This window comes from Vibrio splendidus (genome assembly GCF_001557875.1).
Taxonomy (GTDB): domain Bacteria; phylum Pseudomonadota; class Gammaproteobacteria; order Enterobacterales; family Vibrionaceae; genus Vibrio; species Vibrio splendidus_F.
The window spans coordinates 1,407,113-1,430,877 of the sequence record NZ_LNRF01000001.1 but is presented as its reverse complement, the minus strand read 5'-3'; the positions used below and the strand labels follow the sequence as shown (position 1 = coordinate 1,430,877).

25 protein-coding genes are annotated in these 23,765 nt (G+C 42.6%); 14 read left to right on the top strand and 11 right to left on the bottom strand.

Annotated features, from left to right (window positions below; genetic code table 11):
• Window positions 1-322 precede the first annotated feature (322 nt).
• Window positions 323-1,615 (top strand): alpha/beta fold hydrolase, encoded by a 1,293-nt coding sequence (locus ATB74_RS06030; protein ID WP_061017239.1) that lies wholly within the window; start codon window positions 323-325, stop codon window positions 1,613-1,615.
• Window positions 1,616-1,721: 106 nt separating this feature from the next.
• Here ATB74_RS06030 and ATB74_RS06025 read toward each other — a convergent pair whose 3' ends face one another.
• From ATB74_RS06025 to ATB74_RS06000, 6 genes are all read right to left on the bottom strand, one after another.
• Window positions 1,722-1,904 (bottom strand): hypothetical protein, encoded by a 183-nt coding sequence (locus ATB74_RS06025; protein ID WP_004730424.1) that lies wholly within the window; start codon window positions 1,902-1,904, stop codon window positions 1,722-1,724.
• Window positions 1,905-2,149: 245 nt separating this feature from the next.
• Window positions 2,150-2,377, bottom strand: coding sequence for a PAS factor family protein (locus tag ATB74_RS06020; RefSeq protein ID WP_004730426.1), 228 nt, complete (start codon window positions 2,375-2,377; stop codon window positions 2,150-2,152).
• A gap of 223 nt (window positions 2,378-2,600) precedes the next feature.
• Complete coding sequence (locus ATB74_RS06015; protein ID WP_061017236.1) at window positions 2,601-4,757, bottom strand: cytochrome c; 2,157 nt, start codon at window positions 4,755-4,757, stop codon at window positions 2,601-2,603.
• On the bottom strand, window positions 4,754-5,368 hold the full coding sequence (locus ATB74_RS06010; protein WP_061017234.1) for a cbb3-type cytochrome c oxidase subunit II: 615 nt from the start codon (window positions 5,366-5,368) through the stop codon (window positions 4,754-4,756). Before ATB74_RS06010 ends, ATB74_RS06015 begins: the two co-directional genes overlap by 4 nt.
• Entirely contained in the window at window positions 5,369-6,793 is a 1,425-nt protein-coding gene (ccoN, locus tag ATB74_RS06005) for a cytochrome-c oxidase, cbb3-type subunit I (protein WP_048608572.1), read from the bottom strand.
• 37 nt (window positions 6,794-6,830) lie between these two features.
• Window positions 6,831-7,205 carry a c-type cytochrome gene (locus tag ATB74_RS06000; RefSeq protein WP_061017232.1) on the bottom strand — a complete coding sequence of 125 codons (375 nt, stop codon included), beginning with the start codon at window positions 7,203-7,205 and terminating at the stop codon, window positions 6,831-6,833.
• A gap of 436 nt (window positions 7,206-7,641) precedes the next feature.
• Here ATB74_RS06000 and ATB74_RS05995 point away from each other — a divergent pair, with 436 nt between their 5' ends.
• Complete coding sequence (locus tag ATB74_RS05995; RefSeq protein ID WP_061017230.1) at window positions 7,642-8,097, top strand: molybdopterin-dependent oxidoreductase; 456 nt, start codon at window positions 7,642-7,644, stop codon at window positions 8,095-8,097.
• Window positions 8,098-8,106: 9 nt separating this feature from the next.
• The gene (locus ATB74_RS05990; protein ID WP_061017228.1) at window positions 8,107-9,132 is read left to right on the top strand and encodes a diguanylate cyclase domain-containing protein; all 1,026 of its coding nucleotides are present in this window, start codon (window positions 8,107-8,109) and stop codon (window positions 9,130-9,132) included.
• A gap of 208 nt (window positions 9,133-9,340) precedes the next feature.
• On the opposite strand, the gene ATB74_RS05985 is transcribed toward ATB74_RS05990, so the two are convergent.
• Together ATB74_RS05985 and ATB74_RS05980 are read right to left on the bottom strand one after the other, a co-directional pair.
• Window positions 9,341-11,770: a putative bifunctional diguanylate cyclase/phosphodiesterase gene (locus ATB74_RS05985; protein ID WP_061017226.1), complete on the bottom strand. Its 2,430-nt coding sequence runs from the start codon at window positions 11,768-11,770 to the stop codon at window positions 9,341-9,343.
• Between the two features lie 3 nt (window positions 11,771-11,773).
• Complete coding sequence (locus ATB74_RS05980) at window positions 11,774-12,805, bottom strand: ABC transporter substrate-binding protein (RefSeq protein WP_061017225.1); 1,032 nt, start codon at window positions 12,803-12,805, stop codon at window positions 11,774-11,776.
• Window positions 12,806-13,178: 373 nt separating this feature from the next.
• On the opposite strand from ATB74_RS05980, the gene ATB74_RS05975 reads away from it, so the two are divergent.
• The 7 genes from ATB74_RS05975 (at window position 13,179) to ATB74_RS05945 (ending at window position 17,331) form a co-directional block, all read left to right on the top strand.
• Window positions 13,179-13,829: a LysE family translocator gene (locus ATB74_RS05975; RefSeq protein ID WP_061017223.1), complete on the top strand. Its 651-nt coding sequence runs from the start codon at window positions 13,179-13,181 to the stop codon at window positions 13,827-13,829.
• Between the two features lie 296 nt (window positions 13,830-14,125).
• Window positions 14,126-14,926, top strand: coding sequence for a PhzF family phenazine biosynthesis protein (locus ATB74_RS05970; RefSeq protein WP_061017753.1), 801 nt, complete (start codon window positions 14,126-14,128; stop codon window positions 14,924-14,926).
• 100 nt (window positions 14,927-15,026) lie between these two features.
• On the top strand, window positions 15,027-15,530 hold the full coding sequence (locus ATB74_RS05965; protein WP_048660308.1) for a YgjV family protein: 504 nt from the start codon (window positions 15,027-15,029) through the stop codon (window positions 15,528-15,530).
• 67 nt (window positions 15,531-15,597) lie between these two features.
• Window positions 15,598-15,912: a cupin domain-containing protein gene (locus ATB74_RS05960; protein WP_061017221.1), complete on the top strand. Its 315-nt coding sequence runs from the start codon at window positions 15,598-15,600 to the stop codon at window positions 15,910-15,912.
• A gap of 104 nt (window positions 15,913-16,016) precedes the next feature.
• A complete protein-coding gene (locus tag ATB74_RS05955; RefSeq protein WP_061017219.1) occupies window positions 16,017-16,484 on the top strand; it encodes a GNAT family N-acetyltransferase in 468 nt (155 codons plus the stop codon).
• A 161-nt stretch (window positions 16,485-16,645) separates the two neighbouring features.
• Window positions 16,646-16,903: a hypothetical protein gene (locus tag ATB74_RS05950; protein ID WP_061017217.1), complete on the top strand. Its 258-nt coding sequence runs from the start codon at window positions 16,646-16,648 to the stop codon at window positions 16,901-16,903.
• A 131-nt stretch (window positions 16,904-17,034) separates the two neighbouring features.
• A complete protein-coding gene (locus tag ATB74_RS05945; RefSeq protein WP_050621588.1) occupies window positions 17,035-17,331 on the top strand; it encodes a hypothetical protein in 297 nt (98 codons plus the stop codon).
• Window positions 17,332-17,412: 81 nt separating this feature from the next.
• Here the strand turns inward: ATB74_RS05945 and ATB74_RS05940 are convergent, their stop codons facing one another.
• A complete protein-coding gene (locus tag ATB74_RS05940) occupies window positions 17,413-17,910 on the bottom strand; it encodes a fasciclin domain-containing protein (protein ID WP_061017215.1) in 498 nt (165 codons plus the stop codon).
• 220 nt (window positions 17,911-18,130) lie between these two features.
• Here ATB74_RS05940 and ATB74_RS05935 point away from each other — a divergent pair, with 220 nt between their 5' ends.
• From ATB74_RS05935 to ATB74_RS24235, 4 genes are all read left to right on the top strand, one after another.
• Window positions 18,131-19,114 carry a DUF2860 family protein gene (locus tag ATB74_RS05935; protein ID WP_061017751.1) on the top strand — a complete coding sequence of 328 codons (984 nt, stop codon included), beginning with the start codon at window positions 18,131-18,133 and terminating at the stop codon, window positions 19,112-19,114.
• A gap of 163 nt (window positions 19,115-19,277) precedes the next feature.
• On the top strand, window positions 19,278-19,775 hold the full coding sequence (locus tag ATB74_RS05930) for a GNAT family N-acetyltransferase (RefSeq protein ID WP_061017213.1): 498 nt from the start codon (window positions 19,278-19,280) through the stop codon (window positions 19,773-19,775).
• A gap of 304 nt (window positions 19,776-20,079) precedes the next feature.
• Window positions 20,080-20,796: a Crp/Fnr family transcriptional regulator gene (locus tag ATB74_RS05925; RefSeq protein ID WP_061017211.1), complete on the top strand. Its 717-nt coding sequence runs from the start codon at window positions 20,080-20,082 to the stop codon at window positions 20,794-20,796.
• 184 nt (window positions 20,797-20,980) lie between these two features.
• Window positions 20,981-21,139 carry a hypothetical protein gene (locus tag ATB74_RS24235; protein ID WP_179946893.1) on the top strand — a complete coding sequence of 53 codons (159 nt, stop codon included), beginning with the start codon at window positions 20,981-20,983 and terminating at the stop codon, window positions 21,137-21,139.
• Between the two features lie 88 nt (window positions 21,140-21,227).
• Here ATB74_RS24235 and ATB74_RS05920 read toward each other — a convergent pair whose 3' ends face one another.
• Window positions 21,228-21,881 (bottom strand): DUF2057 family protein, encoded by a 654-nt coding sequence (locus ATB74_RS05920; protein WP_061017749.1) that lies wholly within the window; start codon window positions 21,879-21,881, stop codon window positions 21,228-21,230.
• A gap of 300 nt (window positions 21,882-22,181) precedes the next feature.
• A complete protein-coding gene (locus tag ATB74_RS05915; RefSeq protein WP_061017209.1) occupies window positions 22,182-23,744 on the bottom strand; it encodes an arylsulfatase in 1,563 nt (520 codons plus the stop codon).
• Window positions 23,745-23,765 lie beyond the last annotated feature (21 nt).

Genomic DNA, 23,765 nt, shown 5'->3' with positions numbered 1-23,765 from the left:
GTGCATCGATAGCATTCTTGATAACACACGCTATAACTGATAAAACCAAAGAGCTTAACGTATCCTCACCTCGTTAAGCTCTTTTTATTTGTCACCCGTTTTCATTCTTCCTCTCTATAGAGCCCGCCTTAAACCTTTTGTTTTGAAACAAGTTGTTACGCGTTTAAACCTAATGGGCGATTTAATGAAGTACCTTCACATTCAGGTTCAACAAACGGTTTCATTTACAAGCGACTATGCGTATCTTGCTAAGTAAGGTGCCAAAGGGCACCGTTTTTATTCGTACCGATGACTTTAGAATCAGATAAAAAAGGAATGAAACGTGCAAGCTAACTTTATTGATGGAACCACCCTGTATCGTCAGCACTCGTTTGAGTTGCCACTCGATTATCAAGCAAAAGACGGACAACAGATCAAAGTCTTCGCACGTGAGCTGGTTGATCTCGCTAAAGATGGGCAAGAACTGCCGTGGTTGATCTACTTTCAGGGCGGCCCAGGTTTTCCTTCTCCACGAGTGAGCGGTCAATCAGGTTGGCTGAAGCGTGCATTACAAAACTACCGAGTTCTGCTTCTAGACCAACGTGGTACAGGCAATAGCACGGTTATCAGCCATGATACCTTGGCGCATTTGTCTCCAGAACAACAAGTTGAGTACTTAACGCATTTCAGAGCGGATAACATCGTTCGTGACGCTGAAGCGATTCGTGAGCAGTTCGGTGTTAAGCAATGGTCGACGATTGGTCAAAGCTTTGGTGGCTTCTGTACGCTGAGTTATTTATCACTGTTCCCACAAAGCCTACAACGCTGCTATGTAACGGGCGGCATTCCATCTATAGAGCGTGAAGCTGACGATGTTTATCGGGCGACTTACAAACGTGTAGAAGATAAAAACAAGGCCTTCTTTGCTCAGTTCCCACAAGCACAAGCTATGTGTCGTGAGATCTCTGATTACCTGCTGAACAACGATGTGAGACTGCCAAACGGTCAGGTGTTCACGGTTGAGCAATTCCAACTTATTGGCATTAACCTTGGGGGCGGCGAAGCGAACCTGCCGATGTATTTCGCACTGGAAAGTGCCTTTGTTGAAGTGAACGGTAACAAGCAGCTGAGCTACAGCTTCCTAAATCAAATGCAGCAAGAGCAGGGTTACTTAACTAACCCAATTTACGCAATCTTGCATGAGTCGATTTACTGCCAAGGCACTGCGTCTAACTGGTCTGCACATCGAGTTCGTCAGCAGTACCCACACTTCAACTACCAGTCAGGCTCTGAGTTCTGGTTTACTGGAGAAATGGTCTACCCATGGATGTTCGATCAACTAGAAACGTTGAAGCCATTACGTGAAGCGGCAAACATGTTGGCCGAGAAGTCGGACTGGGGCACTTTGTACAACGCAGAGCAGCTGAGTAAGAATACCGTTCCAATGGCGTGCGCGGTCTACGCTGACGATATGTACGTAGAGCTTGATTACAGTCGTGAAACACTGGCTAATATTCCAAACTCGAAAGCGTGGATTACCAACGAGTATGAGCACAATGGTTTGAGAGTGGATGGTGAACGAATCGTCGATAAGCTAATGACGATGGTTGATGCATTAGAAAACCTACCTAAATAATTAAATTCTCCCCGCCAGAAACAAGAAAACGCTGCATCCATGCAGCGTTTTTTATGTCATCGAACTATTCGATTTAAGGAACTAGGAGGGGTAGCCCTTGAAGCCATTAAGGTTGGATGACGATATCTTGATTTTCAGTGGTCGATAAGCTGGCGCGGTTCTGTTCGATAAGCTGAGCCGCGTAAGAGGGAGTCACAGCTTGAATTTCGCCTTTTGAACGAATCGTTAATGCTTCCCACGCATGATCACGGTATTTGCCTGTTTGTGTATATTCAATAAGTACTCTCATGATTCTTCCATCCGATGTGTGGTTAACGTGCTACTAACATTAGCGCCATTATTGTGGTTACACACCTGTTAAAAATGGAACATAAGATTAACCAAATGAGAATGCGTGTAACTTGAAAAACAGACCCAACTGCACTTATCTTACTTAACCGTCCTTATCGTAACCAACCGTCCTTATCGTAAATAGCGTCCATAAAAAAACGCTGCACGATGACAGCGTTAAAGTTGAGATAGGTTGAAGATTGCTTAGCTGTTTTCTAAGCCAACAATCTTGCGTGCAGACATCACAGCGCTATCCAAATCGGTCAATCTACCAGCACTTGCTGGACCAAGAACTGATGAATACAAAGCCAACTGCTTCTCAAATGATAAATCTAATTGGTTATATAGATTTTGGCGGATTTGAGCGTGTTGCTGTGGCTTTGCGCTCGACAGGCCTTCCAACGTATCGTAGATGAGTGTAGTTGTATCCATAACGGTCCTTAGTACATCTTTAGAAAATTTTACATATTATGCACTTGGTGTCATCTTTGTTCTGCGAGATTGATCGCATTATGTGCAGGCCTGCTTAATTGTGTAATCAGTTAGTTATAATTGTGTTGTATGACGCCACTGCGTACAAGAGGACCGAAAATGAAAAGGAGGCACATTGGCCTCCTTTGGTTTATTGCAATTCACTGTCTAAATGATATGTCCGCTATCGGATGTTGATGGTGTTATCTCTGCGGTCATACATGTCCGGTGTGGTATGTAAGCCACCTGCGTAACCTGCAGCTTCAAGTGTTTCTCTTACCTCACGAACATGCTCTGCGGTGACTGGTTCTTGCCTGTCTCCAAGATGCAATCGCACGAAGGTAATCAACTCAGCCAGTCTCTGATCCGATAGGACATCCTCAAAACTTGCCATTGGCATGAAGTTTCTATCCTTGTCGAGATAGGTGGGCTGCAAGCCACGAACGGTTACCGCAATGGTGTTGAATGGGTCGCTGTGCATGATAATACCGTTATTCAATAGAGTAGGGGCGATAGGGTCGCGACCCTTACCATCATCACCATGACACGCCCCACAGGTTTGACGATACGTGGTGTAGATTTCAGCTGCGTAAGACTCTTCATCAAAGCCTTGAGGCTGTAACGGCACGGCATCGCTGCTAATGGTGTTGTTGATATCACCGCTCAGCAAGTAGTAGGACATAGACTCAATATCTTCACGCGTCATCAAGCTTAGGCTGTTTTTCACTACATCTGCCATACCCGCAAAAGCCGTACCTTTGTCTGAGTGACCTGTGTGTAAGAAATCGGTGAGTGTTTTCTCATCCCAGCCGTCGATATAGAGCTCATTTGCGGTGATGTCAGGTGCGTTCCAACCGTCTATTAAGTTACCTTGGAAAATACGTTCTGGTATCAGTGCTTGGGCAATGTTTCGTGGTGTATGACACTCCGAACAGTGACCAAGTCCTGCGACCCAATATTTGCCTTGTTGCCACTTATCGACATTCTCAATTTCTCCTTTGAGCTCCTCTGGTACTTCATAATCAATAGGGTCGGTATCCATGAATACGATGTTCCAGCCAAGCAAACCTAAGCGAATATTGGATGGAAACATCATGCTGTTGTCATCATTGCGTCGTGGCACGGCGGTGATTGACTGCATGTATTCCCATAAATCGACCATGTCTTGATCGGTGAGGTATTGATAAGAGGTGTAAGGCATTGCAGGGTACAAGTAACCGTTCTTACCTTTACCCGCAACTAACGCGGCTCGGAAATCATCGAAGTCATAAGTCCCAATACCTTCGGTGGTGTGTGGGGTTATGTTGGTTGAATACACGGTGCCGAAAGGTGTCACGAACGGCAAGCCGCCAGCAAAGGGTTCTCCACCTTCCGCACTATGACAAGCCACACAGTCACCGGCATGCGCTAAGTATTCTCCACGTTCAACAGACGATACTTTCAAACTCGCGATCCTCTGTTGCTCCAGTTCTCCAGCGTGACGTATGTAAGCCCCAAGCGCGAGTATTTCGTTCTCGGTTAGCTGATTCTCAAACGCTGGCATGAGGTTATTCAAGCCGTAGTTAATGGTGTGTTGAATCTCTTCAATACTGCCACCATGAAGCCAGATATCGTCCGAAAGATCAGGGACACCGATCGCAGGATTCGCGACGGCACCATCGGTATGACAAGACGAACAATATTTGGTGAATAAGGTTTTACCGAGCTCGACTTTAATTTCAGGTACATCGGTATGACGTTGGTTGAGAGACGCTAAATAGTAGGAGACCTTCGCCACCTCGTCTGGGCGCATGATTTCACTCCAACCCGGCATAGCACCGTTCCGGCCTTTGGCGATCGAATGAATCACAGCTTCATCACTGCCACCATAAAGCCACTCTTGGTCTATCAGGTTAGGAAAGTGCTTTTGTCCCTGTGCGTTATCTCGGTGACAAGCGGCACAGTGAGTTTGGAACAGAATCCTACCGCTGTTCACGATCTCTGGGACGGCAGCTAATCCCTCTAACGTAGTTTCGCTGGTTTGTGCAAATTGTTCGTTAAGGCTGGTGGTCGGTGAACTGAGCTTATCATCGCTTTGTTCCCAATCGACTAACCCTCCCCATTCGCCAAGCCCGGGGTAGAGCACCAAATAGCCTGCAGATAAAAGAAATGCGACCGCATAACTGACAAACAATAGTTTAGGTGGCGGTGCGTCTTTCTCTTCAATACCATCAAAGGTACCGATGGTGTTGTCATGATCGGCCTTGTGATTGCTTCGCCAGTATTTAACGACAACCGATACCATCAGAACAAAGAATATTAAGGTTAATAATACAGCCCATAAATTCCAAAAAGTGCTCATTGTGATACCTCCTGTGACGTATCTTTACCCAGGCTTTGTAAATAGCGAATCAGCGCTTCACCTTTGGTTTTGCCTCTTACTTGCAAACGGGCGTCACCAATTTCTTGATCGGTATAAGGCACACCTAAGGTACGTAACACATCCATTTTGGCGCTAATATCATCGCCAGTAAGAGTCTGCTCAAACAGCCACGGGTAAGAGGGCATGATCGATGTCGGTACGACTTTTCTAGGATCAATTAAGTGAATAACATGCCACTGGTCAGAATACTTTCTGCCTAAATTAGTGAGGTCAGGGCCAGTACGTTTAGAGCCCCACAAGTTAGGAAACTCATAGATATCGTCCGCTTCTTGGTTCGGGCGACCATTACGCTTCACTTCTGGCTCTAGAGGGCGAACCATTTGTGTGTGACAAACATGGCAGCCTTCACTGATGTATATGTCTCGGCCTGCTAACTCTATCGGTGTGAGTGGCATCGCTAAGCTGCCTTTGGCAATATCATCGCCACGGACAATGCTTGGCACTACCCAGACCAATAAAGAGAAGGAGGCCACGACAACAGTGGTCAAAATTAAAATGACGATTGAATGTGTAAAGTCTTTACTCATCATTTAAGCCCCCTCATTAACGGTGTGTTTAGCATCATGTACTGCGGGCATACGAACCGTTTTGTACAAGTTGAAAGCCATTAAGAACAGTCCAAGTACAAACAGCGCACCACCAAAGAAACGCATGAATAGCCAAGGTGCTTTAAAGTCCATAGCTTCTACAAAACTGTAAATCAGTTCGCCATTTTCATTTTGAGCGAGCCACATATACCCCTCGCCGATGCCTGCGATCCAAAGTGCAATCGCATAAATGGCGACGCCAGCATGAGCGAGCCAAAAGTGCCATTTAATCAGTCGTCGTGACCATAGATCGGTTTGACCCCATAAGCGTGGAATGAAATAGTAAAAAACCGCTATCCCTGACATCCCAACCCATCCGAGAGCCGCGGAATGTACGTGCCCGATGATCCATTCGGTGTTGTGTGCCACCATGTTGAACCAGCGAATAGCGAGTAGCGGACCTTCGAATGTTGCCAAGCAGTAGTAAAGAATCGCTGAGAAAAAGAATAAAAGAATGTAGTCGGACTTCAGCTTTTCTTTGTTTTGTAGGAGGGTCATTGCGCTATTAAACGCACCGGCCCAAGAAGGGAGCCACAGGATCAAAGACATTACGATGCCGATGTTTTGAATCCAGATAGGAACGGAAGAGTAAACCAAATGGTGCGTTCCGGCCCACGTGTAAAAGCCGACCAAGCCCCAGAAATGGATTACAGACAAACGGTACGAGTAGATAGGTCGGTCCGCCGCTTTAGGTATGAAATAGTAGTTCATACCAATCACACCGGCGGTCAGTAAGAAGCCGACGGCATTATGTCCCCACCACCATTGAACAATCGCATCTTGAGCGCCTGCAAACACAGAGTAGGATTTCATCGCCAACACAGGCATTGCGAGGTTGTTCACGATAAAAATCATTGCAACGACGATGATGAAAGCAGCAAAAAACCAGTTAGCCACGAAGATATGGCTCACCTTACGTTTAGCAAGGGTACCAAAGAATAACACCGCATACAGCACCCAAACCAGCACAATCATTAAGTCGATTGGCCATTCAAGCTCCGCATACTCTTTTGAAGTAGTGTGGCCTGCGGGTAAGGAAATGACCGCAAGTAACAGGATGAATTGCCAGCCCCAAAAGACCATCCATGAAAGGCTTTTATTGAACAAGTCACAATGGCCTGTTCGTTGGGCAATGTATAAAGACGTCCCCATCAAGATATTCACCACGAAGCCATAAATCACTCCAGAGGTATGTAGCGGACGCAGTCGACCAAACTGGAAATATTGAGAATCAAAGTTTAAGACTGGCCAATATAATTGCGCGGCGAGAATCACGCCGATGATCATACCTACAATCGCCCACACTAAGGAGGCGATGATGAAGTACTTCACGACCTTAATGCTGTATTGCGTTGTCACTTGTTCCATAACAAGGCTCCTTGCCTAGATATTTTGAATCGCTGACTTAATTTGAATCGCTGAGTGAGCCTGCTTCGTTGCCGAGCACTGAATAGAAGTAGGAAATGTCACGGATGTCTTGGTCTGAGAGCGTGTCGGCTTGTTGTTGCATGAGAATCGCTAAACCACTGGTTCTTTCTCGTGTCTGATAATCTTTAAGTGAAGAGATCAGGTATCCTATTTTTTGACCGCGAAGGTTCGGGTAGGGGTCTTGTGTTGAGATACCATCAACGCCATGACAAGTCATACACACCTTGGCTTTCTGCTTACCCAATTCAAATTGCTCTTTGTTAACTTCAGCAGAAACAGGAAACATGACCAGCGTCATTACTAAGGTAGAAATTGCCGTCATGGGGTTAAGTCTTCGCTTATTTAAACTCATTATCGATTCCCTTGATTATGAAGTGAGTAAACCTTTCTTAGAGCGCAACGTTTGTAGGCTGGTGGACTTCAAAGCGACTAATGTCAGTTTAAAAGGCGCTCAAAACTGGTTACGTTCGTTTAAAGGTTATGCAGCGTCAGGCATTCTCGCTACTTGCTGACTCATTTTTATTGTTAACTTTATTGGCCATTACGTATTCAGTGGCTGGATTGGATTACTCAAGGTGTTTAAAAAGCAGAGATTTCTACTAAATAAACGTGAGCGAATGATTATCTGGGAAGGAGCAAAGGTTGTGTTCACGCTGGATTATAAGGTTGAAATGTTATTTAGTATGGGTTGAGTTGTACGAATCAAAAAATAAGGCAATGTCTAAGCAAGTCAAATGGCTAATATGGACTAGACTCAGATTAGTGACCTTTTTAAAACGGAGTTTGAAATGAGAACTGCACTGTTGTTTATACTTACATTGTGTTCATTTTCTATTTTCGCTACATCGCAACTCACCGTATTTGACCATCTAGGTCAAAAGCACCAGTTAAGCCGAAATCAACTGTTACAACTTCCCCAACAAGAGATTATTACATCATTACCTTGGGTTGATGGAGAGTTGGTTTATAGCGGTGTAACTCTGCAAACAGTGCTTGAAACAATGGATTTACCTATTGCATCTCAGGTAACTTTCGTGGCGTTAAACGACTATAAAATCGCGGTGCCTAAAGAAGATTTTTATGATTATCAGCCAATCATTGCGATAAAACAAAATGGAAAATTTATGTCGGTTAGAGACAAAGGACCCTACTGGTTGATATATCCACTTTCTTCGACTCCAGATATAAATAACACAGACTTTCATGCCAAAATGATCTGGCAGATACGCGATATTCATTTGTAAGGGCTTAGTATGAAAAAGCTGTTGTCATTGACTGCCATTAAAGTCGTCGTGTTATCTCTAGCGGCAGTTGTGCTTACCGTTAATATTTACAGTGTCACCCGTATCAATGATATCAATAAGAGTTTCTCGAATCGGCAAAATGAAGCAACGTGGTTCGTTTTTCAATTGGTAAAAGAATATGCCAACTTCTTGATGGTGAGCCGTTCTGAAAACATTGATTATGACGAGTTATGGCTAGCATACGATATTACTTGGAGCCGTTTTGATATATTAATTAACAGTACCGAGTCTTCTAATTTTATTAAATCAGCAAACTTTAGGCCTTATTTTACTGCGGAGTTTGAGAAATTTAAGAGTTTGGAAGCTTCAATTAAATTGGTTGAACGAGGTGTGTTACCGAAGAATTCTTTACAGAAAAAGGTCGATATTTGTTACCACACACTCGTTGGTTTTATTAACGACAAGTTTCGCTTACAAAGCCCTGTGATTGAAGAAAATACTTCAATGGTTGATAATTTAGTTACCGTCCATCGAATCAGTAGTGTGTTTCTAGTTGCCATCTTGTTGATTACAGGGGGTATTTTCTATGTGGATTTCTCTATCAAAAGAAAGCTCTATTCTACGGATTTTATTACAGGGTTTCGCAATCGAATCTCATTGATGAAATTTGTGAAGAATAGCTATTCGAAGGACAACAACTTTGATCTCTATTTTGTCCGAATCAGAAATCTTAGCGAAATTAATCAAAAATATGGCCTTGAATATGGCGATCTTGTCGTGAGTTCGGCAGCTAAGTCTTTGACCGCTAAGATACCAGAAAGCACTATTTCCTTTCGCAGTAGCGGAAGCCAATTCTTATTTTTTATTCCTGACCATTTGTATGCGAGTGATGAAATTCAGGAGAGGTTTAATGATGTGCTTAGTGATTACATATCAGCGGGGAATTTAGAGTTGATGATTGACGCTGTAGTAAGGCATAAGAAAAACATAAGCTCTAAAGACATGATGGAGTTATTGACTACCATCAAGGGATAAGATTGTTTAAAAGTCTTACTCCTCATTAATATCGATGTGTCTACCTTTGACTAGGTGTACAGCCTTATATAACAATCCTAATCTAAACGTATTTTATTCGCTTCGGATGAAACTCATGTCTGTTTACTAAGCGTTAATTCCAATACACCTAATGGTTATTACTGCGTTTGATTTCTGGTGGTAGCTCAGGTTAAAAGTAGAATAACAATTATTTTTGATTCAGCGCTATGATCCTTTTGTTAGGGACCGATTTTAAAATACCTTGCTGATCTAGAATTGTTTGTGGATTATGGTCACGAACAAATTCGATAAACTCAATGTAAGTTAATGGTTGGCTGAAATAATACCCCTGTATTAGATCGCAGTTGGCTTTTCGAAGGTGATGATATTGCTCGATAGATTCGACTCCTTCCCCAACAACTAAGGTGTCACAAGAGTGCCCCAAGTTAACCATGGATTCGACCATCTTACGGTCAGCTTTGTCGTCGACGATATTGTCGATAAAGCTCTTGTCAATTTTAAGCTCATCGACAGGATAATGAAGAAGCTGATTAAATGCCGTGTAACCCGTTCCGAAATCGTCGAGGGAAACCTTTAATCCCAAGCTTCTGATACTCTCGATGGTTTGCACGGTCAGTTTGCTGCTTTTTACGTAACTGGTCTCAGTAATTTCTATAATGATGTTGCTAGGCGGAACTTGATTACGTTCGAGTACTTTTCGGATATTGTCGGCAAAATTACGATTGTAGAGCTCCATTGCCGAGATGTTGATGGATAAGGTGCCCTTATAATTGTGGATCTCAGAGAGCTCTTTATAGCTCTTAATTGCGGTACTAATTACCCACATATCGAGTTTAGATATTAAATTACTTTTCTCTGCGACCGGAATGAACTCATCTGGACCGGCACTAATGTCGAATAGTGCAGGGCAGCGAATGAGACACTCCACACCAGCGATATCTAGTGTCTGAGCGTTGAAAATAGGCATAAATCGCAACTCAAAGTTGTCACTTTCACAACACTCCAATAGCCTTTTCTCAATAACATCGTCTCTTTCAAGTGAGTGGATCAGCTCTTCTCCGTAAACAATTCTGCTTTCTCCGTCACTGTGAGCTTTTGCATTAATCAGCATCGCATCAATGCATCGATGCCATATCTCTTCAAATTTCGGGGTGTCGACAGGCAGGACGCCAGTAGCAATAGAGAGCCTGAAACCATAGTAATCGAGGAAGGTTGTGCTCGTTAGGGTGTTGTTAATATTCTCAATTTCTTCGTTGATAGATTGGCGCTCGCCTATTTCTAATAGGGCGATAAATTGGTTTCCTCCAAGCCTTGCCACTGAATAGTCGCTGCAACTAAAGCCGAAAGAGGATTGTTGGTTCTGTAACGTTTCTCTGAGCACTTTAGCTAGGCTTACCAGTACATTGTCACCCACTTTTGCGCCATATAAATCATTGATTTTACGAAAGTCGATAATGTCCCAGCAAACTAAGTAACAACGTGGATTCACTGAGCTTTTTATGCGTACATCAAGGTGCCTAATGAACGAACGTCTGTTGGCAAGTTTGGTCAGTTGGTCGAATTCGGCTTCGAATTTTAATTCCGTAAGTGAATCTATGTAGGCGTTTTTTAGCCCATCAATTTCGCTTTGCCCTGATGAGCGTTCGAAATATCTGAGCTTCAGACCACCAATGGAAATTTCATGTAACAAGTCTTTGAGCGGGCGAACTAATTGATAACGAACCACCATGTGTACGATGAGTATAATACTGAATAGTGTCGCTAAGCTACCAAGTAAGGTCTGCTGAGCGATGATGGACTTTTCTGGATTGAATTTATTTTCACGAATATTAATTTGAGCGAGAAAGTGTCGACTATTCATCTCAACGTTGATGCTGTCTTTAGTTTGTTTAAAGGATTTAATAACGAATTGCGTGTTGTCAATATGCTCGGTATCTGATGATGGTTCAATTAGAAGTTGCATATTGTCATCATCGTTATATTTGGTGAGTAAATTCGAGAGTTGTTTTAATGGGCCATCTGCAATCAATATATATCGATTCAAACTCATTTTTGCGCGCTTGTCCTGGGGGAGTAAATAAGGGTCTATTGCAGCAACATAGGCGTATCTGAGTTCACCACTCACAGAGATATAAGAAAAGCCTTCGTGGGAGAGTTCATTCTTATTGATCAAAGATGTATAGATATCGAAAACTTCCTCGTAGATATTATCGGGGATTTTTAGGCCTTCAAAAGGGTCAACTCGTAAAGTAGATAGCGTTAATTGGAACTTAGGATCAACAACATAGATATTACGTTGACCAAATTGATTTACGTGACTTTGGTTTAAGACTCGAAGTACTCTTTTTTCCAATAGGGATAAGGTGGTGTAGTCTCCGGGGTTTTGAATATATCGTAAGAACTGTAAGGATGAACCAATATCTTTTACTAGTAAAGACAAGCCGAGTTGTTCGTACTCAGCCGCAACTAGGGCGGTGTTTACATCGGATTGTACTTCGTCTAAATACAGGTGTTTAGTGTGGTTAGAGGCTAAGTTATAGGTAACCACTCCGCCTATTGCAAACACGAACAATAACGTAGGAACGAGTACAAAATAGAGCTTCTTCAATAATGGCATTGATTATCTCAAACTGTCGACAATACGGTTACGGATTTGAATACCATTGGGCTCGAGTTGCTCATATAGATAGCTGCGTTCTAATACCTCTTTGCTAGGGAATAGCTCCGGATCGTTTTGATACTCTTGAGTGGTCAGTACTTTTGCTTTCGAGCTTGGAGTTGCAAACCAGGAATCCATCGCGTTTTGAGCGGCGATCTCGGGTTGAGATAAGAATGATAGAATCGTGGTCGCTTGTGGAGATAGCTCACCGTTGTTAATTGCAGCAATACATTCCAACCATAACGTAGTACCTTCGTGAGGGACAATATAAGCCCAAGAAGCATTAGGTTCCGCATCGTTCAGTACATAGCTATCGCCTGAGTAGCCGTAGGCGAGGTTGATCTCAGCGAGACGTTCAGGTTGGTGGATATAGTCAATGACGTATTCACTGCTTTCAATATGAGGCTTTTGAGCTTGCAGGGTTTTGTAAGCTACGCGAAGTTCTTGCTCGTTATTAGTGAATGGCTCAAATTCATTTGCTAACAATGCGGTACTCACCAAATCGGTTGGTTCGTAATACATACTTATGCGACCTCGGCTGTTCGTGTCTGGTTCGAGAATAGCTTTCCAAGAGGTGGGAGTGCTTACTTTGTCACTTCGATATAAGATTCCCGCTGTCCCCCAAGCATAGGGGATACCATGCTCTCCACATCCTTCAACCCACCTTGAATCGATGTTGCCAGCAATGGATTGTTGTAGTTCACGAAGGTTATGAAATAGATTCTGTTTGGCTAGTGCATTGAGCTTTACACTTTCTATAATCACTAGCTCAAATGCGCCCCGACGTTCGCTTAATAGCACTTCATCTCTGATCGACTCGTCAGAAAAAAACTGTTGTTTCAAAGAAATGCCGTATGTGTCACTTAATTGGGTCACGACGCTGTCAGAGAGAAATTCGTCCCAATTGTAGAGATATATGTCGTTCTGTTGGCCAAATGCCGTGCCAGTCAAAATGGATGATGACACAAGAACTGAAGCATAAAGTGATTTCACTGGCGGATTCCTTTCCTACTTTACCTAACTCAATCGTAGCCCAAAATTTGCGACATGGTTCAAATTTATCTCTCTAATTTCACTTCAACTTTATGCATTGCATGTAGATACCAAACTCTTGCGATCCAGTTAGAACGATAAACCAGCTTTGGTTACAAGATAATTAAGTTAAATCATGGTGATATTACGCTTTAGTGAACGAAAAGCTGAAAACGCGCTTACATGAGGTCATAGACTTCTGACTTTGGATTGATGAAAACGCGTAGTCTGTCTAATTATTTGAAAATGGGCAAATAAATATGCAATTGAACGAGTGCTTTTCCGTTAATTATGCAATAGTAAAGCATTAATTGAGCTACAAGGAAGTTAGTTTATGGATGCAGGTTTAGTTGGTGTATTTGTTACCGTGGCGATTGCCCACTTTTTGGCGTTGTTAAGTCCAGGGCCAGATTTTGTGATTGTGGTGAAGAGTGCTGTTCGAAATAAGGGAAGAAAGGCGCTAGGTGTTGCATGCGGTATTGCCAGTGCAAATGCTGTTTATATTGCTTTATGCCTAGTTGGTGTCGGCTCGATTTTGGCGGCATCCGTTTCTGTTATGATTGCATTGAAGATTATTGGTGGAGTATTTCTCGTTTATCTTGCTGTTCAAGCGATAAGAGCCAAAAAATGTAATTACAGTAATATTGATGTTGCTGAAGAAAGTACCTCCAATCAAACGACTTTTCTTAAAGAATTCGTCACGGGTTTTCTATCTGGAATTCTTAATCCTAAAAATCTTTTGTTCTACTTGAGCTTATTCACAGTTGTTTTGAACAATGAGGTGGGTTTCATGTTCAAATTGGGGTTAGGTATTTGGATGACGGTGGTTGTCTTTGTTTGGGATGCGGCGATCATCTTTCTTTTATCGGCACCAAAAGTTCGCCGAGAATTTACGCGTGTCGCTTACTACATTGATAAAGTGACTGGTGTCATGCTAGGCCTACTTGGCTTGACTATTGTGAAATCTGCTCTAGTACGCCATTAGATTTAATTAAATCGTAATTACTCCGTAAGCTTACGTTCGTAGCTCAATATGATATCGGTGTGCCGCGAACGTGCGCTTATTTGTTCCCTAATTAGGGATTGCCAATCCTTATCTTTGGTTTAAGCCATATACTCAACGCTCTGTTGAACTCGTAAACTCTTTTGATAACGCCTAGTTTATCAATCCATATTTATTGAATAAGCAATAGTAAAGTTGCTGTTAAACACTTGTAGCACAGGGTGTTTGTGCTTATTGTAGTCAGCAATATTTAATCAATGCCAGAGCTAGGCAGTATTGTGAATTTAGATATATATCAAGTAGATTCGTTTACAACTCAAGCGTTTAAAGGGAACCCTGCTGGGGTCTGTATCTCCAAAGAGCCATTGGATGAGTCGTTAATGTTTTCAATCGCTGAAGAGATGGCGGTATCCGAAACGGCTTTTCTTTCGCTTAGCACCATGACGCTAAAATGGTTCACTCCCGAAGTACAGGTGAAGCTGTGTGGGCATGGCACACTGGCAACTGTTCATGTAATGAAGGAACAAGGGCTGCTCAATACCGGTGATAGAGTTGTGTTCAACACCTTATCTGGGGAGTTATCAGCCGCAGTTTGTGAATCGTCTATTGAGCTTGATTTCCCAAGTACTCATTTATCATTGCGTTCCGAACCTAACCTCACGTTACTTGAATATCTAGGTTTAGAGCCGCACCAAGTCGTTTCATTCAGAGAGTTTGACTCTAAGCAGTTAATTGAAGTTTCCAACGAACAAGTGCTATTGGAGCTTTCACCGAACTTTGATGCTTTAAAAGGTGTTCAAGGACGAGGTGTTGTGGTGACAGCACTGTCATCAAATGCGGAACTTGATTTTGTTTCTCGCTACTTTGCACCCTGGGTTGGGGTTAATGAAGATCCTGTGACAGGGTCGGCGCATTGTGCATTGACGCAGCACTGGGCAGAAAAGCTAAACAAAAGCAGCTTCAGTGCGTATCAGGCGTCTCGTCGTGGTGGCTATATGTCGACAGAGCTATTAGCTAATGGGCGAATAAAGCTAATCGGTTCTGCGACCACTGTGATTAGTGGTGTGTTGAAGATTTAAAGCGTTATTGGCTGTATCTGTTTGAGCGCATCAAGCGAGTTCGTTCGATGATTGATTGAATGAAGCGGCTAAAGCGTAAGTTATTATTGAAGGAATCACTGTGTCAGCGTTTTATCTATCTCAAGTCTTAGTCGCCATTGCGATTTGCTTCGATCTTCTGTCATTCCAGTTCAAGGAAAGGAAGAAAATCGTCACTTGTCTGTTCTTTGCCGGTGTGCTTATTTCGAGTCACTTTATTCTACTCGAGCAATGGACAGCGGCGAGCCTAATGACGATTGCCACCATTCGCTATTTGACGAGCGTATTTTCTACCTCGTCTAAGTTTAAATATTTATTCTGTTCGATGTCGGTGGTCGCAACGGCCGTGACTTATTCGGGGCTGACTAGCGTACTGAGTTGCTTTGCTTCCGTATTTCAAACCTTCGCTGCGTTTAATAAGGATGACCGCCGCTTAAGAGAATTGATGATCATCGGCACCAGTTTTTGGTTGGTTCACAATTATTTAGTTGGCTCGCCAACAGCGGTTCTTATGGAAGCGCTGTTTATTTGCAGCAACTTGGTGGGTTATTACCGTTTTTACTTCAAAAAGAATGCGATAGCTTAGAGTTTGAATCTGTTGCTACGCAATAAAGTACACCGCATGACGATGATTCAAGATTTAGGAGAGCTCGATGCCAAATATCTACGCTGATATCCCTTCGTCGCTGCCCAATGAGATGTTCAACGCTCTCATTAGTAACGAGAATATTCGAATTGAGCGAATTCTGTCACATGGACACAGTTCACCAGAAGAGGGGTGGTACAACCAAGATGAGAATGAATGGGTAATGGTGCTCGAAGGTCAAGGCGTCATCGAGTTTGAAGAGGGGCGTGTTGTTACCTTGTCTAAAGGAGATTACATCAACATTGCTGCGCGAGAAAAGCACAAGGTTATTGGTACAGCCAAAGATATGGTGACGATCTGGTTGGCTGTGTTTTATCGTTGATCTCTTGCTCGAAAGCTGAGGTTGTTGAGTTTGGATTATAGAGCCTGTTGATTCAGCTGTTTATTTGCACCTCTGAAAGAACTTAAGACAAAAAGGAGTATGTCGTGGTTAGAATTCGAAATTATCAAACGAGTGATGACAAAGCACTGTGGGAGATCTTCTTTCATACCGTACGTAACGTGAATGTTCGAGATTATTCTCAACAGCAAGTAGAAGCTTGGGCACCCAGTAGCTTTGACTTTGCGTTATGGCAAAAGCGTATGAATGGGTTACAACCCTTTGTGGCTGAGCTCGATGGTTGCGTTGTTGGCTATACTGACCTGCAACCCAATGGCTTGATTGACCATTTTTTCTGTCACCATGAATATCAAGGAAAGGGTGTAGGGAAAGCGTTGATGGAACATGTTTTCACTGTGGGTCGAGTTCGTGGCGTATCGAGGTATTTCTCTGAAGTAAGTATTACCGCAAGGCCTTTTTATGAGCACCTTGGCTTTAAGGTAGTAAATGAACAGGAAGTCGAAATGCGTGGCGTAAAGCTAACCAATTACGTGATGGAAAAAGTAGTTGAATAGGTGGGTTAGTGTTCGTTGGAATACAGAAATCGAGTTTGAAATATTAATGAACCTTTTTAAGGATAACTTTTCCTGATCTATTGATATTGTCGATGAGTTCAAATTGTGTGCAAGATAATTTGTCTAATCTAAACATTGAATGAATACAAGGAGTGTTGTTCATGAGTCATGTGAGTAGATCTAAACTATATACATTGGTGTCGATGTTGTCCTTCGCTGTTGGCGTTCTTGCCTTAGATGCTGGGGTGTCGGGGCTATTTCCTCTCTTTGTTGTCGTCATCTCATTCTTTTCATTCGTCATCAACTCGTTTCTTTGTTTGTTCGGAGGTAAAAGCGAAGATGGCTTCGATGCCTATCAAAAAGCAAATCAGACTCGGTCGGGGGCACTGGTCAAAGGCTTAGAAGACTCGAACAAATAAATCTTTGCGTTCAGACGAATGGTAATCTTATTTTTGTTACAGTTTTCACCAGCTTTCTGTTCTCTTCTTAAAGAAAATTCATCACTTTAGAGATAATATTCACTTCAATTAATATCAGTGAAGGAAGTAAAGTGGGAATTGAAGCTTTAGCGTTTGTAATGGACGCATTAATCACCGCATGTTGCATGTATATAGCCTCTAAAATGTCTTTCGTGGTCGCAGATTTTAAATCCCTTCTTACTATTGCTGTAATCGTTGCTTTGGTGTCATTGATTCCGACGGTGGGATGGGTGTTAGGGTTGATTCTGTTTGTGTTCCTACTTGGGAAAGCGACTCACTCTGGTATTGGTGATTGCATCTGGGTGGTGGTCTTCACTAAAGTGGTATCGATGGCGGCATTTCTGATATTCGGGCGCTTGTTTATGTAACAGGTGGAAGAAGAAAAGGGTGCGAAGTGGTCACACCCTTTAAAGGATTTTTGAAGGCTTCTTACTAGCGATAACTATTAATTACTTTGGTAGCAGCACCGCATCAATCACGTGGATGACGCCATTGCTCGCGTCAACGTCCGGCATCACGACTTTGGCGTTGTTTATCATCACACTGCCATGATCGATTCCAATCATTACCGCTTCACCTTGGACTGTTACTGCACTGTTCAGTTTCGTTACTTCAGCCGCCATAATCTTCCCAGGTACGACATGATAAGTAAGTACTGCAACTAACTTGTCTTTATTCTCTGGTTTTAACAGCATATCCACCGTTCCTTCTGGTAGTGCAGCGAACGCTTCATCTGTTGGCGCAAACACAGTGAAGGGACCATCTCCTTTCAATGTTTCAACCAAGCCTGCCGCTTTTACTGCAGCGACCAAAGTATTGAAAGAGCCGTTTTCAGCCGCCACGTCAACGATGTCTTTCTTCATTCCGTGGTGATCAGCGTGAGCAAAAGCCGTAAAAAGAAGCGTCGCAACGAGCACTGACATGGTTTTGATCAATTTATTAAACATATTGTCATCCTTTGAGTTTTGTCCGTTATTTTCGAGAGATATTACGAAAGCTCAATCGTGATAGATCAATTTGTTGTGCCTTTGTGCCTTTGTGCCTTTGAGCCTAGGGTTAGCTATATCGAATGCTCCAAGCAGATAGGCTTATATTGTTAAATGATTGTTATTACTCCGCTTTATTGCTTATAGTTACTTTATGATTATTCAAGTAGTGGATGTAAATATGAGATTTTCTTTACCAGTTGTATTTTCTGCATTGGCTTCAATGCCTGCTTACAGTGGCCTTGCTCCAAATGAAGGCTTCAGCGGTAACTTCAGTGTTTTGGCCGGTTTCTACTCTGACAGTAGTAATTTGAGTACTGAACAAGATTCTAATCAAGCATGCAACACTAAGGAAGGGAACAGCGAGAACCAAGGCTTACTCGGCTTTTTAGGAACAGTTCAATATACCTTCGGTGAATCCCTAACCCATCAAGTTTATGCGGGTACGACGCGAGAAGATATTGCGACAGGTACTATTGCGTTTGAGATTGGTTATCGATACCAACTCTCAGGTGGCACCATAATGGATTTGTCTGTGTTACCGACACTTATTTCTGGTAAGGCTTGGTCAGATCCTTATGCCGTTGGTATGAATAGAAACGAAACTGATGTCAAAGGTAATGTTGGACGGTTACAACTGACTAATATTGGTGGCACTGGTTTTCGAACGGATCTCGCATTTGGGCAATCTGATGTTGATGAAGAGTTATCTGGTAGCCAAGGCTTATCTCCGGAAGAAGCTGTGTTGCTGGATAGAGAAAGAACCTATGTATACGCCAAAGCAGGGTACCGCTTTATCTTGCCAAACCAAGCAGGTCTATTTGTTCCTTCAATGGTGTATTTCCACTCAGACGCAGAAGGCGGAGCACTCAGCTTCGATAGCTATGGCATAGAATTAAACTACGCTAAGCGAATCGGCCGTCATGGTTTCGTTGTTACGCTCGATGCTAGTGATCGTGAGTACGATGAAGCCAACCCTATTTATGGTAAAGCGCGCGAAGATAATGAATATGGTGCCTTTTTAGCGTACGAGTTTGGTGGCTTGATGGGCTATAAAGATTGGTCGTTTGTCACGTTACTTGGCTTAAGATCTATTGATTCAAATATCGACTTTTATAATTCAGAACAAGTATTCACAAGCGTTGGTGTGGACTATAAATTCTGATATTCACACTACGTAAAAAACTAATTAAAGTAGTTTCTTAGGCTCAGCGTTTCTATTTGTTTAAATATTTCTTGCACTTACAGCTATTAAGAGTTGTAGGTGCTCGTTTCTATCCGTAATATAAAATTAGATTATGGATAGAAATAATATATAAGGAAGCGCTTTGGAAATACAAATAAGACACCTTGAAACGACAGATAGCCAAGATATGTTTGATATCTATCGACACCCATCAGTATCAGAAAATACGTCACAAAAGCCTTTCCTTAGCTCTGATCAGGTAGATCGGCTGTTTGGTCATTCAGACCATTTCACTTTGGTTGCTGAAGTGTCTGGCAAAGCAGTAGGCCATATTACTTTATTCATGACCACCAAGGTGAGAGACAAACATTGTGCTGGCCTTGCGATAGCGATTAACCCGGATATACACGGCAAAGGGGTTGGTCAAGCGTTAATGCAAGAAGCGATTAATCAATCCGATAATTGGCTTAACCTCGTTCGACTTGAGTTAGAGGTTCATGCTGATAACCACGCCGCTATTGCTCTGTACGAACGCGCAGGCTTTCAGTTAGAAGGCACCAAAAGGCTGAGTACATTCAAAGCGGGTAAGTACATCGATATGTTACTTATGTCTAGAATTAGGCCTGATTATCAATGTTAGTGAGCAGAATCTGTTTCATTCGACATTAGTCAACAAGATAGCTATTACTCAAAGCCCGTATGCATAAGGGCTTTGTATTTAGGGTTGAATTTTGTATCCAATTAAAGTTAGAAGCACCTAAAGGACCAACAAGTGTAGGTCATTTTTATTGGTTTTTAAGCTAGATAAATGAATTAAGATACTAAGAACTATGATTTTATTTAGAGGGAAATACAGTGTTGTAGTTGTAATGAGCTACATTTAAGTAACGCGGAGAAATACCGTGTCAATGCTGTATGAAGACTATCGGAGGAGGAACTAGTTATTGTTAGAACCAACAATCAGTGAACAAATACAATGGCCATGTGAATTGTCAGCAGATCTGATAGAAAGCTTGATCGACATTGCGGTTCTCAAAACAGGGGTCCATAGTATTGAAATTACCCAAAAGTTTCAGAATTTGCCCGGTGTCTTTTATATTTTGAGTGGCTCCGCGGGAATCTGTTTTTCTACAGAAAATATGAAAAGCTTATCTGGTGGTATTATTGGAAGGGGAGATTGGATCGGCGCTTTGTCTATTCATGCTGACTACAAACTGTTTGCTGTGGCAGAAGAAGTTGAGCCTATCACTATGGTACTTTTCCCTGCTAATAAGATCTTAGAGCTCGCCGAGAGAAAGTGCATGGTCTATAAGTGGCTACTTCACAGTGGAACCAAAGCGCAATCTATTTGGATGCAGGCTTACTTATCTTCGATTCATGAAAAAGAGCAGAAAACCATATACGTCTTGTTGGAACTTGCTGCACGCCAAACCAATATTGCAGGTGCGACCGTGAGTATTAATATCTCACAAACTCAATTGAGCACCATTACAGGGATCTCGAGACCGAGATTGAATGAGGTGCTTAAAGGTATTGAGCAACAGGGCTTAGTGAAGACCCAAAGAGGGAAGGTTTTTATAACCGATGTTGAGGGGTTGTATGAGCATATTTCACCGATGAATTTGATGATACGAGATCCTGTCACTGAGATTAAGTCCTAACATGTGTATAACAAGAGCGAACTGAGTCGAATTTTTCTCTCATTATTGTTAAATTTACCAACACTTAATGGGTATTTCACAACAAAATTAGCTTCTGTGTTCCTTTTGGAACATACATTGTTTTTCCATATCTATAACTTCCTCGCTAGATTTATAAATTGAAATAAAGCGGAATAGAATTGTTATGAAAATGGCTGTACTGGAATATAAAGTATTGGGGCTTGGTGATTGGATTAAAACCAGAGTTTCTAGTCGTTGTGCGCATTTGCTGGCAGCAGAGTACAAAGCATTAGGGTGGCCAACAAAAGTGGATGGCAAAGTGTTATCTACTGATCCTGCTTAGTTTACGCAGCCTAAATTGTCTTGGTTAAACAAAAACAAAAGAAACTGGCAGAATGCCAGCTTCTTTTGTTTGAACGAGAGACCTTAATCTACTTGTTCACGTAATCTTTGAATTTCTGCTTGGTTTCAGCATCGGCTTTTTCGTACCAGAAATACAGCATTTCTTCAGCAGTATTCGCCGCATTCGCATCAATCTTTGCTGGTAGAGTGACTGGTTGTACTACAGTCGCAGCTGTGCCTGTACTAGCTCCTAGTGTTAGTGCAGCGACACCACCTTTCTGGTTGTATTCCTTTGCTTCCTGAGGGAATTTACGACCAATCTGCATACCATCTTTCAATAGCTTGTCTTGCTTAACACTGATTGTATTTTGGTTCTCATCAACTAATTTCCAATCTAGGTTCTCAAAGCCTTTCTTTGCTTCAGCGGTATTACGGTATTTAGGCATATCAAACGTTAATACGGCGTTTGTCGTGCTAAAGGTTGCAATAATAGCGTCGCTATCAACAAACTCGCGGTCGTTACCTTTATCAAAAGCAAGTTGATATTGGAATACGATTTGGTTTTGGCCATCTGGAACGGTGAGGGTTTTATGAGATGAAAATAAGCTGCCATCTAGGTCAGGCTTGGCTTCATTTACTGCCAGAATATCAACACTTGATGGAACTTGGATTTCAACGTCAGCTAATACTGCTGGTGCAGCAATGATAGTTGAAAGTAGGGCAATGCTTTGGATTGTCTTCATAATCATACAGTTGTTATGGTTAGTTAAATTACAATCGCACGGTAAGAACTCCAATTCAAGTCGTGTCATAAGGATTTGAAAAAATTTGCGAAATCTTAACGCAACGGTCATATATCAAGGTTCATATTGACTAGTGTGAGTTCTTATTTTTGAAAAATGAGCGGATAGCTTTGGTATGAATTGTATTAGTTGACGGTTTCCGCCTATATGTTCTTTGTATTGGATACTAAAAAGCCGAGATAACGTTCGAGCTATCACGGCTTTGTTTGCTTCACTAGGAGGCTGAGTGTTAGCTAGTTATTACTTAGCTTGTGCTGCAGCCGCTTCTAGTTGCTGAAGTTTACCCTGAAGCATGTAAACGTTCTGGTTGAAGTTACCTGGGTTCAATACTTGGCTGTTCTGCATTGGGTAGTCAGGAAGAGTTTGCATGAACTCTTGAACTTTGCCACCTACTGGGACGAATAACCACATGTTGTCTGCCATCCAGCGTAGGTACATGCCAGATTCGTGTGGTGCTTTTTCGAATGGGTCAGCACGTAGGTGAACAACTTGAGGCCAGTTCGTTTGGAAACGTACAGCATCTGTGATGTTACCTTCCATTACAGCAAATGAAATCTTGAAGTCATTCCAACGTACAGCGTTTAACTCAGCGTTTGCAGAGAAGTAAAGCATGCTATCACGAGGGCCTTTCTCTTCTTTACCTTGAAAGTAAGGTAGGAAGTTGTAGCCATCTAGGTGAACACGCCAGTTTTTACCGTTGTAAGTTGCACCTTTGTCAGACGCTAGTTTCTCAACCACTTTATCATCACCAGCCGCTGCTAGTAGAGTTGGAATCCAGTCTTGGTGACCCATGATGTCGTTGATCTTAGTTCCCGGTTTGATAGTACCAGGCCAGCGAACTAGCTGAGGAACACGCATACCACCTTCGTAAGTTGTCCCTTTCTCACCGTGGAAGTAAGTAGCACCGCCATCAGGCCAAGATACTGTCTCGGCACCGTTATCGGTAGAGTAGATTACGATCGTGTTGTCTGCGATTTTAAGCTCATCAAGTTTATCTAGAAGGATACCCACTTGGTCATCGTGTTCTAGCATGCCATCAGCGTAGATGCTGATACCAGATTTACCTTGGTATTTCTCTTGTAGACGAGTCCACACGTGCATACGAGTGGTGTTGTGCCAGATGAAGAATGGTTTGTCAGCTTTCACTGCTTTTTCCATGAAGGCTAGAGATTCTTCTAGGAACTCTTCATCCGCGTGCTCCATACGTTTACGCGTCATAGGGCCTGTATCTTCGATCTTACCGTCAGCAGTTGACTTGATAACACCACGAGGGCCAAAGTTCTTACGGAACTCAGGGTCTTTAGGGTAGTAGTATGTCTCTGGCTCTTCTTCCGCGTTTAGGTGGTAAAGGTTACCAAAGAACTGGTCAAAACCGTGGTTCGTTGGAAGGTGTTTGTCTTGGTCACCCATGTGGTTTTTACCGAACTGAGCTGTCATGTAGCCCTGTTCTTTAAGAAGGTCTGCGATCGTTGGAGCCCAATCAGGGATACCGTGGTCAGAGCCTGGCATACCGATCGTCAGTAGACCTGTACGGAAAGGTTCTTGACCAGTTAGAAATGCAGCACGACCAGCAGTACACGATTGTTGACCGTAATGGTCAGTAAATAGTGCGCCTTCGTTAGCAATACGGTCGATGTTTGGTGTTTCGTACCCCATCATACCGTTGTTGTATGCACTGATGTTGAATACACCAATGTCATCACCCCAGATAGCAAGAATGTTTGGTTTTTCTGCTGCTGTTGCCGCTGAAGAAGCTGCTAATAAGCCAACACCTAATGCTAGTTTATTAATTTTAGTACCCATAAGGACTCCGATTCACTTTTA

Excerpts from the sequence above, each read along its gene's own strand:
- ATB74_RS05920 (WP_061017749.1), bottom strand. The coding sequence starts at position 21,881 with ATGAAGACAATCCAAAGCATTGCCCTACTTTCAACTATCATTGCTGCA.
- ATB74_RS06025 (WP_004730424.1), bottom strand. The coding sequence starts at position 1,904 with ATGAGAGTACTTATTGAATATACACAAACAGGCAAATACCGTGATCAT.
- ATB74_RS05990 (WP_061017228.1), top strand. The coding sequence starts at position 8,107 with ATGAAAAAGCTGTTGTCATTGACTGCCATTAAAGTCGTCGTGTTATCT.
- ATB74_RS05995 (WP_061017230.1), top strand. The coding sequence starts at position 7,642 with ATGAGAACTGCACTGTTGTTTATACTTACATTGTGTTCATTTTCTATT.
- ATB74_RS06015 (WP_061017236.1), bottom strand. The coding sequence starts at position 4,757 with ATGAGCACTTTTTGGAATTTATGGGCTGTATTATTAACCTTAATATTC.
- ccoN (WP_048608572.1), bottom strand. The coding sequence starts at position 6,793 with ATGGAACAAGTGACAACGCAATACAGCATTAAGGTCGTGAAGTACTTC.
- ATB74_RS05985 (WP_061017226.1), bottom strand. The coding sequence starts at position 11,770 with ATGCCATTATTGAAGAAGCTCTATTTTGTACTCGTTCCTACGTTATTG.
- ATB74_RS05935 (WP_061017751.1), top strand. The coding sequence starts at position 18,131 with ATGAGATTTTCTTTACCAGTTGTATTTTCTGCATTGGCTTCAATGCCT.
- ATB74_RS06020 (WP_004730426.1), bottom strand. The coding sequence starts at position 2,377 with ATGGATACAACTACACTCATCTACGATACGTTGGAAGGCCTGTCGAGC.
- ATB74_RS06010 (WP_061017234.1), bottom strand. The coding sequence starts at position 5,368 with ATGATGAGTAAAGACTTTACACATTCAATCGTCATTTTAATTTTGACC.
- ATB74_RS05915 (WP_061017209.1), bottom strand. The coding sequence starts at position 23,744 with ATGGGTACTAAAATTAATAAACTAGCATTAGGTGTTGGCTTATTAGCA.
- ATB74_RS05940 (WP_061017215.1), bottom strand. The coding sequence starts at position 17,910 with ATGTTTAATAAATTGATCAAAACCATGTCAGTGCTCGTTGCGACGCTT.
- ATB74_RS05960 (WP_061017221.1), top strand. The coding sequence starts at position 15,598 with ATGCCAAATATCTACGCTGATATCCCTTCGTCGCTGCCCAATGAGATG.
- ATB74_RS06000 (WP_061017232.1), bottom strand. The coding sequence starts at position 7,205 with ATGAGTTTAAATAAGCGAAGACTTAACCCCATGACGGCAATTTCTACC.
- ATB74_RS05975 (WP_061017223.1), top strand. The coding sequence starts at position 13,179 with ATGGATGCAGGTTTAGTTGGTGTATTTGTTACCGTGGCGATTGCCCAC.
- ATB74_RS24235 (WP_179946893.1), top strand. The coding sequence starts at position 20,981 with ATGAAAATGGCTGTACTGGAATATAAAGTATTGGGGCTTGGTGATTGG.
- ATB74_RS05950 (WP_061017217.1), top strand. The coding sequence starts at position 16,646 with ATGAGTCATGTGAGTAGATCTAAACTATATACATTGGTGTCGATGTTG.